General features: G+C 71.8%; 13 protein-coding genes. 7 read left to right on the top strand and 6 right to left on the bottom strand.

The genetic code is table 11. The features are described 5' to 3' along the window. Positions 1–111 precede the first annotated feature (111 nt). Entirely contained in the window at positions 112–1,575 is a 1,464-nt protein-coding gene (locus DFJ69_RS27300; protein ID WP_170177794.1) for a S8 family serine peptidase, read from the bottom strand. Positions 1,576–2,242: 667 nt separating this feature from the next. On the opposite strand from DFJ69_RS27300, the gene DFJ69_RS27290 reads away from it, so the two are divergent. The 3 genes from DFJ69_RS27290 (at position 2,243) to DFJ69_RS27280 (ending at position 5,080) form a co-directional block, all read left to right on the top strand. Then, positions 2,243–3,013, top strand: coding sequence for a phytanoyl-CoA dioxygenase family protein (locus DFJ69_RS27290; RefSeq protein ID WP_116025231.1), 771 nt, complete (start codon positions 2,243–2,245; stop codon positions 3,011–3,013). 693 nt (positions 3,014–3,706) lie between these two features. Then, positions 3,707–4,501 (top strand): hypothetical protein, encoded by a 795-nt coding sequence (locus DFJ69_RS27285; protein ID WP_147312428.1) that lies wholly within the window; start codon positions 3,707–3,709, stop codon positions 4,499–4,501. Between the two features lie 48 nt (positions 4,502–4,549). Then, positions 4,550–5,080 (top strand): hypothetical protein, encoded by a 531-nt coding sequence (locus DFJ69_RS27280; protein WP_116025229.1) that lies wholly within the window; start codon positions 4,550–4,552, stop codon positions 5,078–5,080. Between the two features lie 318 nt (positions 5,081–5,398). On the opposite strand, the gene DFJ69_RS27275 is transcribed toward DFJ69_RS27280, so the two are convergent. Beyond that, positions 5,399–6,673 carry a helix-turn-helix transcriptional regulator gene (locus DFJ69_RS27275; RefSeq protein WP_116025228.1) on the bottom strand — a complete coding sequence of 425 codons (1,275 nt, stop codon included), beginning with the start codon at positions 6,671–6,673 and terminating at the stop codon, positions 5,399–5,401. A gap of 134 nt (positions 6,674–6,807) precedes the next feature. On the opposite strand from DFJ69_RS27275, the gene DFJ69_RS27270 reads away from it, so the two are divergent. Further along, positions 6,808–7,743, top strand: coding sequence for an NADP-dependent oxidoreductase (locus DFJ69_RS27270; protein ID WP_116025227.1), 936 nt, complete (start codon positions 6,808–6,810; stop codon positions 7,741–7,743). 743 nt (positions 7,744–8,486) lie between these two features. On the opposite strand, the gene DFJ69_RS27265 is transcribed toward DFJ69_RS27270, so the two are convergent. Further along, positions 8,487–9,095: a TetR/AcrR family transcriptional regulator gene (locus DFJ69_RS27265; protein ID WP_116025226.1), complete on the bottom strand. Its 609-nt coding sequence runs from the start codon at positions 9,093–9,095 to the stop codon at positions 8,487–8,489. 82 nt (positions 9,096–9,177) lie between these two features. Here DFJ69_RS27265 and DFJ69_RS27260 point away from each other — a divergent pair, with 82 nt between their 5' ends. Continuing rightward, positions 9,178–10,656: an amidase gene (locus DFJ69_RS27260; RefSeq protein WP_116025225.1), complete on the top strand. Its 1,479-nt coding sequence runs from the start codon at positions 9,178–9,180 to the stop codon at positions 10,654–10,656. Positions 10,657–10,973: 317 nt separating this feature from the next. Here the strand turns inward: DFJ69_RS27260 and DFJ69_RS27255 are convergent, their stop codons facing one another. After that, positions 10,974–11,450: a winged helix-turn-helix transcriptional regulator gene (locus DFJ69_RS27255; RefSeq protein WP_116025224.1), complete on the bottom strand. Its 477-nt coding sequence runs from the start codon at positions 11,448–11,450 to the stop codon at positions 10,974–10,976. A 59-nt stretch (positions 11,451–11,509) separates the two neighbouring features. On the opposite strand from DFJ69_RS27255, the gene DFJ69_RS27250 reads away from it, so the two are divergent. Both DFJ69_RS27250 and DFJ69_RS27245 read left to right on the top strand, forming a co-directional pair. Continuing rightward, positions 11,510–12,046, top strand: a complete 537-nt coding sequence (locus DFJ69_RS27250) for an SRPBCC family protein (protein ID WP_116025223.1) — start codon at positions 11,510–11,512, stop codon at positions 12,044–12,046. 24 nt (positions 12,047–12,070) lie between these two features. Next, positions 12,071–12,424: a VOC family protein gene (locus tag DFJ69_RS27245; protein WP_116025222.1), complete on the top strand. Its 354-nt coding sequence runs from the start codon at positions 12,071–12,073 to the stop codon at positions 12,422–12,424. Positions 12,425–13,068: 644 nt separating this feature from the next. Here DFJ69_RS27245 and DFJ69_RS27240 read toward each other — a convergent pair. Next, entirely contained in the window at positions 13,069–14,319 is a 1,251-nt protein-coding gene (locus DFJ69_RS27240) for an ArgE/DapE family deacylase (RefSeq protein ID WP_245974598.1), read from the bottom strand. After that, positions 14,316–15,263 (bottom strand): methionyl-tRNA formyltransferase, encoded by a 948-nt coding sequence (locus DFJ69_RS27235; protein ID WP_116025221.1) that lies wholly within the window; start codon positions 15,261–15,263, stop codon positions 14,316–14,318. The genes DFJ69_RS27240 and DFJ69_RS27235 overlap by 4 nt, the downstream gene beginning before the upstream one ends. Positions 15,264–15,272: the final 9 nt, after the last annotated feature.

The following is a 15,272-nucleotide window of genomic DNA, read 5'->3' as shown; positions in this document are numbered from 1 at the left end:
TGGCCCGTCCGGCATGGTGATCCGGCGGGGCGGCGCGCCACGTGGATTCCGCGATATCGGGCTCGACGATCTCGCGGCGTCCCGGGCGAGCCGCCCTGCGCTCGGGTCGGGTCAGCGGGCGGGCACGAGGGAGGCCAACTCCACCGCGTTGCGGGCGTTCAGCCTGCCCTCGCCGTACACGTTGTTGTCGGACGGGGCGCCGCCGCACGAGGTGTCGGCGACATCGGTGGCGGTGAGGTCGAGGATCGCCTTGGTCCGCGCGATGTCGCCCGCCACCTGGGGAGCCTTCGACCACATCAGCGCGACGGTCCCGGTGACGTGCGGGGTGGCCATCGACGTCCCGTTGAGGGACTCGTAACCGCCCGCGTCGTTCACCGAGCGGATGTTCACCCCGGGTGCGGCGATGTTCGGCTTGGTCTCGCCGCCCAGCGGGGACGGCCCCCGCGACGACTGCGACCAGATCTGCCCGGTGCCGTCGTACGCGCCCACGCTGTAGGCACCGGGGCCCTGGCCGGGCGGGATCACGGTGCCGCAGTTCGGGCCGCTGTTGCCGGAGCCGAAGACCGGGAAGATGCCGACCGCGATCCAGTTGTCGATCATCTGGGTGTAGAAGTCGTCCGGCCAGTTCTCCCAGCCCCACGAGTTGTTGACCACGTGCGGGGCCAGGTCGGGTCGGGGGGCGGCGCCGGTGCGGTCGGTCGGGGCCAGGACCCACTGGCCGGCCCGCAGCAGGTCCTCCTGGAGCAGGAAGAGGCCACCGGCCGCGACCGCGATCCACTTCGCGCCGGGCGCGACGCCGATCTGGTTGCCCGCGCCGTCGTCGCCGACGGCGGTGCCGAGCGTGTGCGAGCCGTGCCCGTTCAGGTCACACGGGATCTGGGCGGGACGGCCGGTGCGCTCGCAGTAGTTCTGGGGGTCGTACCAGTTGTAGTCATGGACGAACGAGCCGTCGGCCCGCCTGCCCCGGTACTGGCCGACCAGCGCGGGGTGATCGTGGCGGACACCGGTATCGATACCGGCCACCACGATGCCCTCACCCCGGGTGCCCAGCTCCGACCAGACCCGTGGTGCGCCGATGTGCGCAACGTTCCACTCCGGCCCGGCGTCGGTCGTGCCGACGTCCCCGGTCGGCACGGTGTCGGGACGGCGTGCGCTGCGCCGCTCCACCAGCCGCTCGACCTCCGGACGCGCGGCGATCCGCTCGGCCAGGGCCCGGTCGGCGTCGTGCACGAGCAGCGTGTTGACGATCCAGAACGCCTCGTACCGAACGCCCTCGGCCGCCAACATCCGGCGCAACGCCCGCTGGTCGCGCTCGGCGGCCCGGGTCAGCGCCCGGTGCCCCGCGGCGGTGCGTTCGGAGTGCCGCCGCGCGGTGCTCGCGGCCCGCAGCTCGGCGCGTCCCCTCAGCATGACGAAGAAGGCGGCGCGTCCGCCGTCGGCGAGTTCTCGTTCCAGGGCCGGCGTCATCTCGGCGGTGTCCCGCGCGCCCGCCACCCCGGCCGTGCCGGTGATGGCGAGGGCGCACGCCAGGAACAGGCTCACCGCCGCCCATCGCGTACTCCTCGTGAGAATCACGCGCCCACGGTAGGCACGTCCGCTGCCCTTCCTCACCACATTTCCCGCCGACCGGTTCCGAAAGCGGGGCGACAACTGGCAGCAATAAAATGAAAGCTGTTCGATCGTGGAGGATGCCATCCGAATGGAAGGCGAGAACGGCATCCAGTTGAGGGGAATTGCTCTGGCAGTCGCCGCCGTCCGCCGGCCGAGCCGGCCTCCACGTCTCACTGCAGCCGGGCCGATGGCACGTCGACCGCGTAGATCTCCCCCACTCCAGGCACCCCTTCCGTGAAGCCGCCCAGATCATCTTTCAACGCAACGAATAGCCGCCCCCTACCGCCGACCAGGCAAGAAGCAGTCCACCAGCCGAAACCGGAGGCCTCGTCCGTCCCGGCCACGACCACTCCGAACCTCGGCGGCTCGAACCCTTCCGCCCGGCGCTGACCCTGCTCCGGCTCGGCTTTCGGCCGCTTCGCTCACCGGCCGGTGGCGCGGCCGATCCCGCCGCACGGCCCGTTCGCGAATACGCGACGGGGGTTCTGTCCGCTTCTCGCGTCGGCGTTCGTCGAGGAGATCGAGGAACACCCGACCGCCCGGTGCCGGCGCGCTCGATGATCTCCGTGAACGCCTGGAGGGGCTGTCGATTTTCGGTTGACGTGGTGGGGCCGTCGGGGATCCTGGCCGGGTGGACATCGAGGGTTTTGTGCGGGACGGCCATGTGGTGATCCGTCGGGCGTTCGACGCCGATGTCGCGGCGGCGTGCCGCGCGGTGATCTGGACGGCGCTGCGATCCCACGGGATCGACCGGGCGGACCGCGGCACCTGGCGGATCCCCAAGGTGGAGGTTGAGTGCCCGCCCGGGGGTCCGTTCGCCGCTGCGGCCGGTGGCGCGGCCCTCCTCGACGCCGTCGACGCGCTGATCGGCGCCGGTCGGTGGCGGGCCCCGATCCCCGCCCACGGCGGGATGCCGGTGAAGTTCCCCTCCGAGGACTGGCCGGGCGGCACCGGCTGGCACATCGAGGGCAACTGGTGGGGCGGTGAGGACTACTGGACCGACGTGCGCTCCACCGGGCGCGGGCTGACGGCGTTCTTCCTGTTCTCCGACATCGGGCCCGACGACGCGCCCACCCGGCTGGTCAGCGGCTCCCACCTGTTCGTGCCCCCGCTGCTCGCCGCCGCCGGACCCGCCGGGATGAGCGGCACCGCCGTCGCCGAGCGGCTGCGGCCCTCCGTGCTGCACCGCCCCGTCACCCACGCCACCGGCCGGGCCGGCGACGTGTACCTGCTGCACCCCTTCATGGTCCACACCGCGACCTGGCCGCACAGCGGGACCACACCACGGATGATGTCCCAACCCGGCATCGCCGTCCCCGACGGCTTCGACCTGGACGGCACCGACCCCTCACCCGTCGCCCGGGCGATCGTCCAGGGACTCACACTCGCCCCGGAACGATGACCCCCACGTCCGAATCACCGCTCATCGACATCTCACGACCACAGAACCCATCGCCGTTACCCGAACAGGCGAACGACCCGTTGCCCCTGCGGCCGCACGACCAACGGAGTCATTCCGCATCGTCGGCCGGCATGGACGAGGCGTTCGGCCCGGCAGTCGGCGCAGCGCCCCTGGCCTGACAGGCGGCGGACTCCACCGCACCGCCGTCGGGTGCGCCCCGGGTCGCAAGGACGGGCCTCTGGTCGGCCGGGGCCGGACCCGCAGAATCTCACTCGGCCAGGGCATCGCGAGGACTGCTGGCGGCCGGGGAGGGGCGGTGAAATCGTCGCAGACCCTCAGCAGCCCCAAGTCTCAGCCGTCCAAGGAGAACCCCGCTCAGGCGGGGAACTCGGGGCGGCCCGCCGCGCGCAGCACGACGCGGGATTGCTCGGCGACGTTCGATAACGCCATGGTTATCGAGGTGGGACGGATCGGCATCGCCGATCGCTTGAAGTGGTGGTGCCGGAATGCCCAGAATCGTGACCTGAGCCGATGCGGTGAAATTCGGGGTCCTGGCAACCGCTTCTGGGGGAACGGGTGCTGAACAACTTTACGCGGGTGGTTTCGGTCGTCCTGGCCGTGTGCTCGGCCGTGGCACTGGCGGGTGCGTGCGGGACGAAGGAAGGCAGGGGTAAGCCCGTGATGCCGCGTGAGGTGAGCGACGCGGAGGCCCGAATCCTCTGGGACGCCGAGCAGATCCTGATCCGCGACTGCGTGGCCCGCGCCGGTTTTCGCTACTGGGTGCCGTCGTACCCTCCATTTCCGGAGGGCCGTGAATTCCCGTATGTCCTCGACGACCTCGACTGGGCGCGAAAGAACGGCTATGGCGCGGCCCTCCGAGCCCACATGAGAAAGGCCGACGAAGCCGACCCGAACCGCCGTTACCTGAAGTCCCTGCCCGTCGCCCGGCGGCGGGCCGTGCTGGTGGTCCTCAACGGGGTCGGCCCCACACCCGGTGCGCGGGGCAGGCGACCGGACGAGGTGGAGGCGTGGCTGCCGACGGGCGGGGTGGTCCGGCGCGGCACGGCCGACTGCCCGTCCCAGGCGCAGCGCGCGCTGTACGGCGACCTGGCGGGATGGTTCCGGGCCACGCGGGTGACCGGGTCCCTGACCGCGCTGACCGAGGCGCGGGTGCTGGGCGATCCCCGCTACGGCGCGGCGGTACGGCCCTGGGCTTCCTGCATGGAGCGCCGTGGGCACCCGTTCGCGACCCCCGCGCGGGCTCGTACCGAAACGCTGCGGACCGCTCCCCGCCATGCCGAGGAAGTCGAAGTGGCCGTCGCCGAGGCATCGTGCGCCGAGGTGACGGGACTGGCGTCGAGGGCGCGGTCACTGGAGGCCGAGCACGCGCACATCGTCACCACGCCCTACCGAGCCGAGGTGGTCGCCCTGCGGCGGCTGCGCCTGGAGGCGCTGCCTCGTGCCCGTGGCGTGGTGGCCCGGGGCTGACGTCCCCGGCTCGTTCGTCGATCCATTCGCTTCACGAGAGGAACGATCATGTCCAGGTCCAGACTGACCGCGTTCGGAACACTGGGTGCGAGCGTCGCGCTGGCGGCGTCACCACTGGCGGTCGCCAACGCCGCCGCCGCGCCCAAGCCGTCCCCCACGGTGACCCGGCCGGCCCCGGCCACGGCGGCGCCGTCGCCGGGCGAGATCACGACGGCCGCCGCCGACGGGCACGTCTATGCCTACGAGCACGCCGACTACACCGGCGTCGCCTGTGGGTGGACCGGCAACCACAACTGGTGGAAGTACCCGCGCGCGGACATCTACGGCGGGCCGGCCGCGACGTGCTGGGGGGAGTACAACCCCAACATGCTCAACAGGGCCACCTCGTTGTGGAACAACGGCCACCCCACCGGACGGAGCGTCGTGCGATTTTGGAAGGGACAGTCGGGTAGTACCCCGAAGCTGTGCCTGAACGCCGGCGACTACTGGGGCAACCTGAACGACGGCGGGCGGCGGTTCAACGACGGGAGCTGGGCCAACGACGAGATCGAGGCGCACTCTTGGGGCTATGACTGCTGACAGACCCGCCGACCCGGCCGAACGGCGCTGACGCCGAGCCACCCGCCGGCCCGCAGGAGACATCCATTCCTGCGGGCCGGCGCGGCATCGGGCCGAGGTCCCTTCGTGCGGGCCCAAGGTGTCGTTGATGCACCGCCGCCTCCCGATGGCCTTGGCGCTTCCGACGTCCGGCATATCCGGCGGCTGATCCCCGTTCAGCGGTGCCTTGAGATCGCGGGTCGGGCGGCGCTGCTCGGCACGTCCCGGCGGTGGGCCCGGTGGAGGGGGACGGCGTGCAGACGGTGGCCAAGGTGCTCGAGAGGGCACTACGGCCCCGGGTCAGAGGCCGGCGCTCCGGGCGGTGGCGGCGGCCTCGCCCCGGGAGCCGACGTCGAGCTTGTCCAGGATGTTGGTCACGTGGAACTTCACGGTGCGTTCGCTGATGTGCAGGCGCTCGGCGATCTGCCGGTTGCGGTGGCCCAGGGTGAGTTGCCGAAGGACCTCGAGCTCCCGAGGGTTGAGGGCGACCAGCGGATCGGTGGCCGGGCCCGGGGGCGCGGTGAGGGGCAGGGTGACGGTGACCAGGGTGCCCCAGCCGGGGGTGGCCTCCAGCGCCAGGGTCCCGTTCAGCGCGCGGACCCGTTCGGTGAGGCGGTGTGCGGTCAGCGTGTCGGCGGACAGGGTGCCCGGTCCGTCGTCCCGCACCGTGACGCGCAACTCGCCGTCCGTCGGCTGCCAACTCGCCCTGATCCGACGGAGACCGTCCTGTTCGAGCATGGCCAGGACCGTGCCGCGCACGAGGACCCGCGCCGTGTTGGTGATGTCGGCGGGCAGGGAGCGTTCGTCCTGTCCGGGGCCGACCAGTTCCAAGGAGACCTCGCCGTAGTGGGCCAGCAGCCGCAGCTCATCGGCCAGTCGGGCGAACGCCCGGTCGGCCGGCTCCTCGCTGAGGGCGCGGTCGACCTCGCCGGCGGTCCGCAGGTCGATCAGTGCGGAGACGGCGAGGTCGGTGGCCGCCCGGCGGGCGGCGGTGTCGTCGAGCCTGCGCGAGCGCAGGGTGCTCAGCAGCGTGGTCAGGGTGACGCGGTGCAGGTCGGTGAGCTCGCCGATGGCCCGCGCGCGTTCGCTGGCCGCGATCCGGTTGTGCGCCAAAGGGACGGGGTCCGCCGCCGACATCCGGACGGTGAGATGCAGGGTGACCACGTCCCACAGACGTTGCACGACCTGACCGGCGGCCTCGCCCGGGTCGGCGACCCGAGGCGGGACGACCGCCAGGAGCGAGCCCGCCGCGCCGCCGGGATCGCACGCCACCGCGAGGACCGGCCGTGCGACCCCGCCCAGCGTCGCCTCGCCGGACCACGGCTCACCGGGCACGACCGTCTCGGCCAACCGCGCCAGCTCGGCGCTGGAGACCCTCCCGGTGACCGCCGCGTCGCCATGGGCCCGCAGGGGCTGCCGGGCGCAGGTGCCGGTGAGCATGGCGAGCGCCCGATGCGGCACGAGCTCCGCCAGGATCTGTGACAGCCGGGCCGGCACCTCGTCCAGCGGCGCACCGAGCACGATGTGGGCCGACTCCAGCACCTGACGCGGATCGGACCAGCCGTTCGATCCCATGGGCTCCACGGTAGACGACGGCCTTCGGGGGGCTCCTGGACTTTCGGACACCGGAGACCGGACCAAAGGACAGGCCGTCACCGGGTGCCCCGGGGGCGATGCTCGGGTCACATCGCCCCTCAAGGAGGAACCCCATGAAGGCCCTGGCCACACCCTCGTACATCCCCTTGGAGGAACTGGCCGTGATGGAGGTGGCGGACCCGGTTCCGGGCCCGGGGCAGCTCCTGCTCCGGGTGCGGGCCGCGGCGCTCAACCCGCTGGACGTCAAGCTCATCACCGGCGAGTACGCGCACCTGTTCGCCGTGCGGCACCCGTTCGTCGTCGGAATGGACGCCGCGGGGACCGTGGCGGCCGTGGGCGAGGGCGTCTCCGGCTACGCCGTCGGTGACGAGGTCGTGGCCTACACGCACTTCGACCCCGGCGCCATCGCGGAGTACACCCTGGTCGCGGAGGGGCCGCAGGTCGCCCACCGCCCGGCGGGCCTCGACGCCGTGACCGGTGCCGCCCTGCCCTCGGTGGCGTTGTCCGCCGGCTGCGTTCTGGACGCCGCGCGACTCGGGCCCGGCGACGATCTGCTCGTCATCGGCGCCACCGGCGGAGTGGGCTCCATCACCGTGCAACTGGCCGCCCAGGCGCGCGCGGAGGTGATCGGCACCGCGACCGCCGCCGACGCCGCGTACGTCCTGGGTCTGGGCGCTCGGGCGACGATCGACCACACCGCGACCGAGACCGTCGAGGAGGCCCTGCGCCTGCGGCCCGGTGGGTTCGACGTCGTGGTCGACCTGGTCCACACCGGCACGGGCCTGGTGTCCACCGCCGCAGCGGTCAAACCCGGCGGGCGGCTGATCTCCACGCTCTTCGGCCCCGACGACCTCGGCGGCGACGTCACCGTGGTGTACGTCCGGATGAGCCCCCAGGCCGGTCGCCTCCGGCGGTTCGCCGACCAGGCCGCCACCGGACGCCTGACCGTCGAGGTCGTCCGAACGGCCCCCCTCGCCGATGCCCCGAAGGCCGTGGCCGACTTCGCGGCGGGTGTCCACACCCGCGGCAAGGTCGTGATCACCCTCTGACCCCCGAGCGGCCGTGACCGAACGCGGGCGCGACGTCGGGCTCGCGGGTGAACACCCGGCCGAGAAGTGGACGCGCGCCGTCCGGCCGTGGGCGCCCAGCCCGCCACCGGCCTCCTGCTGACGCCTGCCCTGTCGGTACGGCTCCGCCAACGCGCTACGGCTTGCCGGCTGACGCCTACTGGGTGACACCCCGACTCCATGCCCCCACAGACCCTCCACGTCGGTGTCGCCTACGGCCAGTACCTGCTGCAGAGCCTGGACGCCGAATTGAGCGAGGCACCCTACGCAGGGGGCAACGGGCTGGTGTGGGTCGGCGGTCCCTCTGCGAACGATGAAGATCGCGGTCTGCGGGCGTCAGGTGCCGGACAGGTACGCCGTGGCCGGCGAGGTGGTGGACCGCGGCGCGGTATTCGGCCGGGTCGGACCAGGTGGGGGCGTGGCACTCGCCGCAACCGTCGGGTTCGGCCAGCCAGGCGGTCCCGCCCTCGATGGTCCCGTCCATGAAGAACTTCGCGCCGTCGACCTTCCAGCGACGGCCTTTGAGTCGCTGCTGTCGGAGAACGCGTTCCCATGCGGCGACGCCGCCACCGGGTTCGACCCAGGGATGGAACCGGAGCCTGAGCGGCGGCTCTCCCGCAGCCTCCAGCGCGGTGACGAGATCCGCAGAGTCGCCGCTGAAGTCCATCGCGTTGCCGGCGGTGATGCCGGCCGACGCCAACCCGCGGCTGCGTCCGCCGGCCCGTTTAGCGGAGCAGGCCGTCCAGTTCGAAGGCGAGGCCGCGGATGAGGGCGGCGAGGCCCGTCTCGAAGGCCGCGTCGAACTCCTTGGGACCGGCGTCGAACAGGGCCTCGACACCCGGCGGCGGATCGTCGGGGGCGGCCGCGACGACCGGCGGCCCGGCCGTGAGCGCCGCTCCGAGCAGGAAGCACTCGACCGCCCACACGACCGGCAGCACGCGGTGCTCCGGCCAGCCCGCCTCGCGCAGGCCCGCGAAGGCGACGGCATAGGCGCGCAGCGCGCCGGGAGACCGGATGGGACGAGCGACCAGCAGCGGGACGGCCTTCGGATGGGCGCCGAAGGCGGCCCGGTAGGAGCGCGCCCACGCGTCGAGGGTGGCTGTCCAGGGCGTCACGGTGAGGTCGAGCTCCATCTCCGCGACGATCAGTTCGCGGATGCCGTCGACGAGATCGTCGCGGCCGGAGATGTAGTTGTACAGCGACGGTCCCTTGACGCCCAGCTCGGCGGCGACCCGGTTGACCGACAGCGCGTCCGCGCCGTGCGCGTCGACCAGGTCGAGGCCCGCCCGCACGATCGTCTCCCGGTCCAGCAGCCGGCGCGGCGGCCTGCCCATCCGCTCCCCCTTGGCACGCGACGGCGGCCAGTGTAGCCTCCGCCCATAAAACTACAGGCTCTAGTTTTATGGAGGGTGGCCCATGGACCACGCCGACTACCGCGAGCACGACGCCGTCGGGCTGGCGGCACTCGTCGCCTCGGGGGACGTCAGCCCGGCGGAACTGCTGGAATGCGCGATCGATCGGACCGAGCAGGTGAACCCGCGGCTCAACGCCGTGATCCTGCCGATGTACGACCTCGCGCGAAAGCGGGCCGGCGAGCAACTGTCGGGACCGTTCGCCGGAGTGCCGTTCCTGATCAAGGACCTCGCGCAGGAGTACGCGGGACTGCCCACCGGCGCCGGCAACCGGGCGCTGAGCACGGTCCCCGCCCCCGAGCACGCCGAGATCGTCCGGCGCTGGCTGGACTCCGGATTGGTGATCTTCGGTAAGACCAACACCCCGGAGTTCGGGGCGAAGGGCATCACCGAGCCCGAGGTCAACGGGCCGACCCGCAACCCGTGGGATCTCTCCCGGACGCCCGGAGGCTCCTCCGGCGGGTCGGCGGCCGCGGTCGCCGCCGGGATCGTCCCGGTCGCGGGGGCCAATGACGGCGGCGGCTCGATCCGCATCCCGGCGGCCTGCTGCGGGCTGGTCGGGCTGAAGCCCGGACGCGGCCTCACCCCGTTCGGCCCCTACGCCGCCGAGTCCCTGCACGGCGCGGCCGCCCAAGGCGTCGTCTCCCGCACGGTCCGCGACACCGCCGCCATGCTCGACGTCATCACCTCCGCCGCCGACCCGTACGGGCCCTACCTCGCGGCATCGCCGCCCGCCGGAGGGTACGCGGAACCGGCCCGCCGCGAGCCCGGACCGCTTCGCATCGGCTTCACCACCGCCTCCCCCCTCGGGACGCCCGTCGACCCCCAGGCCATCGCGGCCGTGGAGCGGACCGCCGCGCTCCTGGAGGACCTCGGCCACACGGTCGAGCCCGCGACCACCGGCATCGACGAGAGCGGCCTCGCGACCGACTTCCTGATCATGTGGGCGGCGACGATGGCGTCCACCATCGATCAGATCCGGGCCGAGACCGGCGCCCCGAACTCGGCGTTCGAGCTCGACACCCGCCTGCTCGCCGCCGCCGGACGGGCCCGCAGCGCCAGCGACTACGTGACCGTCCACCAGCGCTGGAACGTCTACGGACGGCGGCTCGCGGCGTTCCACGAAACCTACGACCTGCTCCTCACCCCCACCCTGGCCCGCCCGCCCGTCGAGGTCGGCGAGCTGGACACGCCGCCCGCCCTCCGCACACTCGGCCGCCTCGCCCTCGCCCTCCGCCTGGCGGGACCGCTCTCCAAGACCAGGCAGTGGCACGACACCGTCATCGCCAACCTCTCCCCCGTCCCCTTCACCCAGTTGGCCAACATCACCGGCCGCCCCGCCATCAGCCTCCCCACCTACCAGACCCCCGACGGCCTCCCCCTCGGCGTCCAGTTCGTGGCCCCCCTCGGCGGCGAACTCGTCCTCCTCCAGCTCGCCACCCAACTGGAATCCGCCTCGCCCTGGGCCCGCCCCTCGATCTGACCCTTCACCCCTGAATCGGCGGCGCGGGCGGGGTACCTGGCCCGCATCTGCGCCGGACGGGAAGGTCCCTCACTTCTTCGGGGGAAGCCGACGGTGGCGTCGACTGCGGCCTACGACCGGATCGCGGACGGGTACGAGCGCCGGCCCGCATCGCCGTCGCGCGCACAGAACGTCGGCGTCCGCTCGACGGCCGCCCCACCGCCTGCGAGGTCGCCGCATGGCCCTGCCCTGCGGAGGAGGTCGCGCCGATGGCCGATCACCGCGATGGACCCGGACCTTGCCGAGGACGTCGTGGTCGCGAGCGGAGGCGTTGAGGTTCAGGCGTTCCGTGGGATGCGTTCGGGGGGCATGCCGGGCCCGATCACGGCCTGGATCTCGGTGGGATCGTTCACGAGACCGCAGTGAGCGCAGGTCGTCTGTTGGGTGATTCCGGAGCCGCACACCGAGTGGGTGTAGAGGATCGGCGGTTCCCCGTCGGTCGCCCAACGGTCGCCCCACTCGGAGAGTGCGACCAGGGCGGGAGCGAGTGCACGCCCCTTGTCGGTGAGCAGGTACTCGTGGAGTACGGGCTGCTCGGAGTATCGGTGGCGCCGCATGATCCCGGCCTCGACGAAGCCGTCGAGCCGGGCCTTGAGGATGTTGGTCGCCACGCCCAGGTTGCGCTGGAAGTCGCTGTAGCGGGTCGCCCCCCCGAACACGGCGTCGCGAACGATCAGCAGGCTCCAGCGTTCGCCGATCAGCTCCAGGGCGCGTGCGATCGAACACACCTGTGACTCATAGGTCTTCCCCAGCATGCGCCCCAGTCTACCGGGGCGCTTGCGTCATGAAAGCGTCTGAGACTAGAGTGACTTGCATGATGCAAGTAGGTGAGAATCGGGACTTCACCACCACGTTCTCGGTGGACCGGAGTCCTCAGGAGGCGTTCGAGGCCATCACCGACGTTCGCGGTTGGTGGTCGCAGGAGGTCGAGGGTGTCACCGATCGGGTCGGCGGCGAGTTCGATTACCACTACCAGGACGTTCACCGCTGCACGATCCGCGTGACCGAACTCGTGCCCGGCCACAAGGTCGCGTGGCGCGTCCTGGACAACCATTTCAATTTCATCGAAGACCAGGCCGAATGGAAGGACACCGAGGTCGTCTTCGAGATCTCCGAAACCGACGGCGGCGCCGAGATCCGCTTCACCCACGTGGGTCTGGTTCCGCAGTACGAATGCTACGACGTGTGCTCCAACGCGTGGAGCGGCTACCTCAGCGGCAGCCTGCCGAATCTGATCACCACGGGAAAGGGGCAGCCCAACCCGAAAGAGGACGGGAACGCCCCCGCCCACCAGGACACCGCCGCGGTGCTGCGCGCCCGGCGCACACCGTCACGAGCGACAACGTCTTGACCACCGCGCCAAAGGAGACCTGAAATGACGACACCGAAACCCGGCAGCATCCTTCTCGGCACCACCCGGCCCGCGGAATTGCGTGACTGGTACCGCACGGCGCTGGCACCGGCACACGAAGGCGAAGGGCCGATCGATCTCGGCGGCTTCCTGCTGGTCATCGATCAGCGCGACGACGTCGACACGAAGAACAACGAGCCGGGCCGAATGATCCTCAACTTCCACGTCGAGGACTTCGACGCCGTCGAGGCGCGCTTGCGGGCGGCCGGCGTGGAATGGCTCACCCCCGTCGAGGATCGCCCGGCCGGCCGCTTCGGGACGTTCGCAGACCCTGACGGGAACTATCTGCAGATCATCCAGTTCAAGCAGCACGCATGAGCGTCGCCGTGTGAAACCCATGCCCGGCCGGCATCCACCGATGCCGGCCGGCGAGCAACACCATGGCCTCGCACACCCAAAAAAGGGCGACAGCCCGTTCCATCGAGGCCACCCGCAAACCCCGAAACCATCATCGACCGTGGGCTCACGACGCGCCTCGACAACGCAGTCCGCCCCCGGCTTCTCACAGGCGCGCGTGGTGGCCGAACTCACCGCTGCGACGGCGACGCCGATCGGTCGAGCGGTCGACAGCGGCACGCGCCTCGCCGCGCGGTTCAAGCACCTGGTGGGGATCCACTCCCAAGCGCCTCGCGCGAACGTGCCGCTTCGCCGACCGTCGACAGCCTCGGTCGCCGGCGTCGCGTCCGCCTTGCTCGCCGCCGGATTCGCCGGTGCCGCCGTTCACGCCGACGCGCTCGTGCACGGGGGCCGGAGTTGCGGCGTCGGCGTCCACCGCTCCACCATCTGCGGTCCCACCATCGGCGGAAGCGGCTCAGCAACACCGACCGAGCAATCCCTACGCGGAGGCCGTTCACGACCGGGGCCGCGACATCCCCTCCACCCGGCCTGACTCACCGCCAGTGCCGTCCCGGTCGCAAGCGGCTGAAGCGGCATCGTCCACCCCGAACTTCGGAACCACTCGTCTAGGTCCCGCAGTGGTCGAGGGCGAAGGCGGTCAAGGTTTCGGACGCGATGGCGACCTCGGTCAGCGACACTCGCTCGTCCGGGGCGTGCATGCGGTCGACCTCGCCCGGCCCGTATTGCACGGTCGGGATGCGGCCGAGCCCGTTGAGCAGGCGCAGGTCGCTCCCGTACGGAGCGCCCCAGACGGCGGGTGCCTCGCCCGTCACGGCCCTGTGCGCGTGGGTCAGGCGTTCCGGTAGTCCGGCGTCGGCGGCGGAGAGACGGCCGGAAGCGAACCGGCCGCCCCACCACTCGACCTCGACCGGATGGTCCGATAGCCACGCGTCGGCGGCGCAGGCGTCCGCGACCGCCTCCTCGAGGGCGCGCCGCGCGGCGTCCTCGGGCTCGCCGAGGGCGACTCCGATCCGGCCCTCGGCCACCAGGTCGCCGGGCACCGTGGAGGACCAGTCACCGGCGTGCACACTGCCGACCTCGATCGCGTAGGGGATGTTCCAGCGCCGCATCAGCGGATCGACGTCGGTGTTGCGGCGCCGTTCCAGGTCGCGCAACGCGCCGAAGACGGGCCAGAACTTCTCCACCGCGCTCACCCCGCCGTCACGGCGGGCGGCATGCGCGGACCGGCCGCGCACCCGCAGCCGGAACGTCAGTGCCCCCGCGTTGGCGGGCACGATGTCCAGCCCGGTCGGCTCGGGGATGACGCAGGCGTCGGCCCGCCATCCGCGGCGCAGCAGCGCGTACGAGCCGAGGCCGCCGTCCTCCTCGCCGGCCACGCAGGCGAGGAGGACGTCGCCGCGCGGTCGCGCCCGGCGCAGCGCCCGCACCGCGAACAGCGCGGCGACCAGCCCGCCCTTCATGTCGCAGGCGCCCCGCCCGTACAGCAGGTCGCCGTCGAGGTCACCGCCGAACGGGTCGACGCTCCACGCTCCGGGGTCGCCCGGCGGCACGACGTCGACGTGCCCGTTGAACATCAGGGACGGGCCGTCGCCGGTGCCGGGCAGACGGCCCACCAGCCCCCACGCCCGCGTGCGCGGCACCTCCATGCCGGGGAAGGCGTCCTCGGCGGTCACCTCGTCCACGGGCACGGGCCACAGGTCGACCTCCAGGCCATCGTCGCGCAGCCACCCGGCGAGCCGTTCCTGAATCGCCAGTTCCGCCGCCGAGCCGCCGACGCTGGGAATCCGGACCAGCTCGGCCAGCAGCTCCGCCATCGCGGCCCGCCGGTCGCGCGGGGACGTGGTGCGTTCGGTCACGGCCGATCGGTGAGGTAGCCGCCCATGGTGCGGAAGTACTCGGTGGCGGGCAGGTCGGAGCCGTCGTCGGTGCGGACGCGCTCGATCACCAGCCCGTGGGCACGGCCGCGCCTCGCGTCCGCACCGGCGACGATGACCACGCCGTCGCCCTCGCGGATGAACACGCGCCCCGGCGTGCCACCGTAGACGCCCTTGGACACCGACGCCTTGAGCACGCGCAGACGCTTCCCCTTGTGGTGGGTGAACGCGTTGGGGTACGGGTCGGACTGCGCCCGGACGAAGCGTTCGATGTCCTCGGCGGGCCAGTGCCAGTCGATGCGGCTGTCCTCGATCGACCGCTTGTGGAAGAAGCAGGCCTTCGAGCGGTCCTGGGGGGTGAAGTCGGTGCGGCCCGCGGCGATGAAGTCGAGCGACTCGTGGACGATCGGGTCGATCAGCTCGACGGTGCGGTGGAACAGGTCGGTGGCGGTGTCGGCCGGCCCGACCGGGACGGCCCTCTGCACCACGATGTCGCCGGCGTCCAGCTCCTCGTTCATCATGTGCGCGGTGACCCCGACCTCCTTCTCATCGTTGATCAACGCCCAGATGATGGGCGAGAAGCCCGCGTAGGCGGGCAGCAACGAGTCGTGCACGTTGAGGGTGCCGTGCCGTGGCAGGGTGAAGATCTCCGGCGGGATCCAGGTGCGCCAGTTGTTGGCCACGATGAGGTCGGGCTCGGCCTCCTTGAGCCGGGACATCAGCTCCTCGTCGTCCGGCCGGTCGCGCAGCAGCACCGGGACGCCGTGCTCGGCCGCCAGGTCGGCGACCGAGTCGTCCCAGATCTTCTCGTACGCGTGCTCGCTCTTGGGGTGCGTCACGACCAGGACGACCTCGTGCTCGGTCTTCAGCAGTGCCTGGAGCGTGCGATGTCCCCAGGTCTGGTAACCGAACATTGCCACGCGCATAGGGCCTCC

It is taken from the genome of Thermomonospora umbrina (assembly GCF_003386555.1).
GTDB classification, from domain to species: Bacteria; Actinomycetota; Actinomycetes; order Streptosporangiales; family Streptosporangiaceae; genus Thermomonospora; species Thermomonospora umbrina.
Note: the sequence above shows the minus strand (reverse complement) of the source record. Positions and strands in the feature narration are given on the sequence as shown.

Coding starts and splice junctions, on each gene's coding strand:
- DFJ69_RS27280 (WP_116025229.1), top strand. CDS start 4,550: ATGTCCAGGTCCAGACTGACCGCGTTCGGAACACTGGGTGCGAGCGTC.
- DFJ69_RS27275 (WP_116025228.1), bottom strand. CDS start 6,673: ATGGGATCGAACGGCTGGTCCGATCCGCGTCAGGTGCTGGAGTCGGCC.
- DFJ69_RS27270 (WP_116025227.1), top strand. CDS start 6,808: ATGAAGGCCCTGGCCACACCCTCGTACATCCCCTTGGAGGAACTGGCC.
- DFJ69_RS27265 (WP_116025226.1), bottom strand. CDS start 9,095: ATGGGCAGGCCGCCGCGCCGGCTGCTGGACCGGGAGACGATCGTGCGG.
- DFJ69_RS27260 (WP_116025225.1), top strand. CDS start 9,178: ATGGACCACGCCGACTACCGCGAGCACGACGCCGTCGGGCTGGCGGCA.
- DFJ69_RS27255 (WP_116025224.1), bottom strand. CDS start 11,450: ATGCTGGGGAAGACCTATGAGTCACAGGTGTGTTCGATCGCACGCGCC.
- DFJ69_RS27250 (WP_116025223.1), top strand. CDS start 11,510: ATGATGCAAGTAGGTGAGAATCGGGACTTCACCACCACGTTCTCGGTG.
- DFJ69_RS27245 (WP_116025222.1), top strand. CDS start 12,071: ATGACGACACCGAAACCCGGCAGCATCCTTCTCGGCACCACCCGGCCC.
- DFJ69_RS27235 (WP_116025221.1), bottom strand. CDS start 15,263: ATGCGCGTGGCAATGTTCGGTTACCAGACCTGGGGACATCGCACGCTC.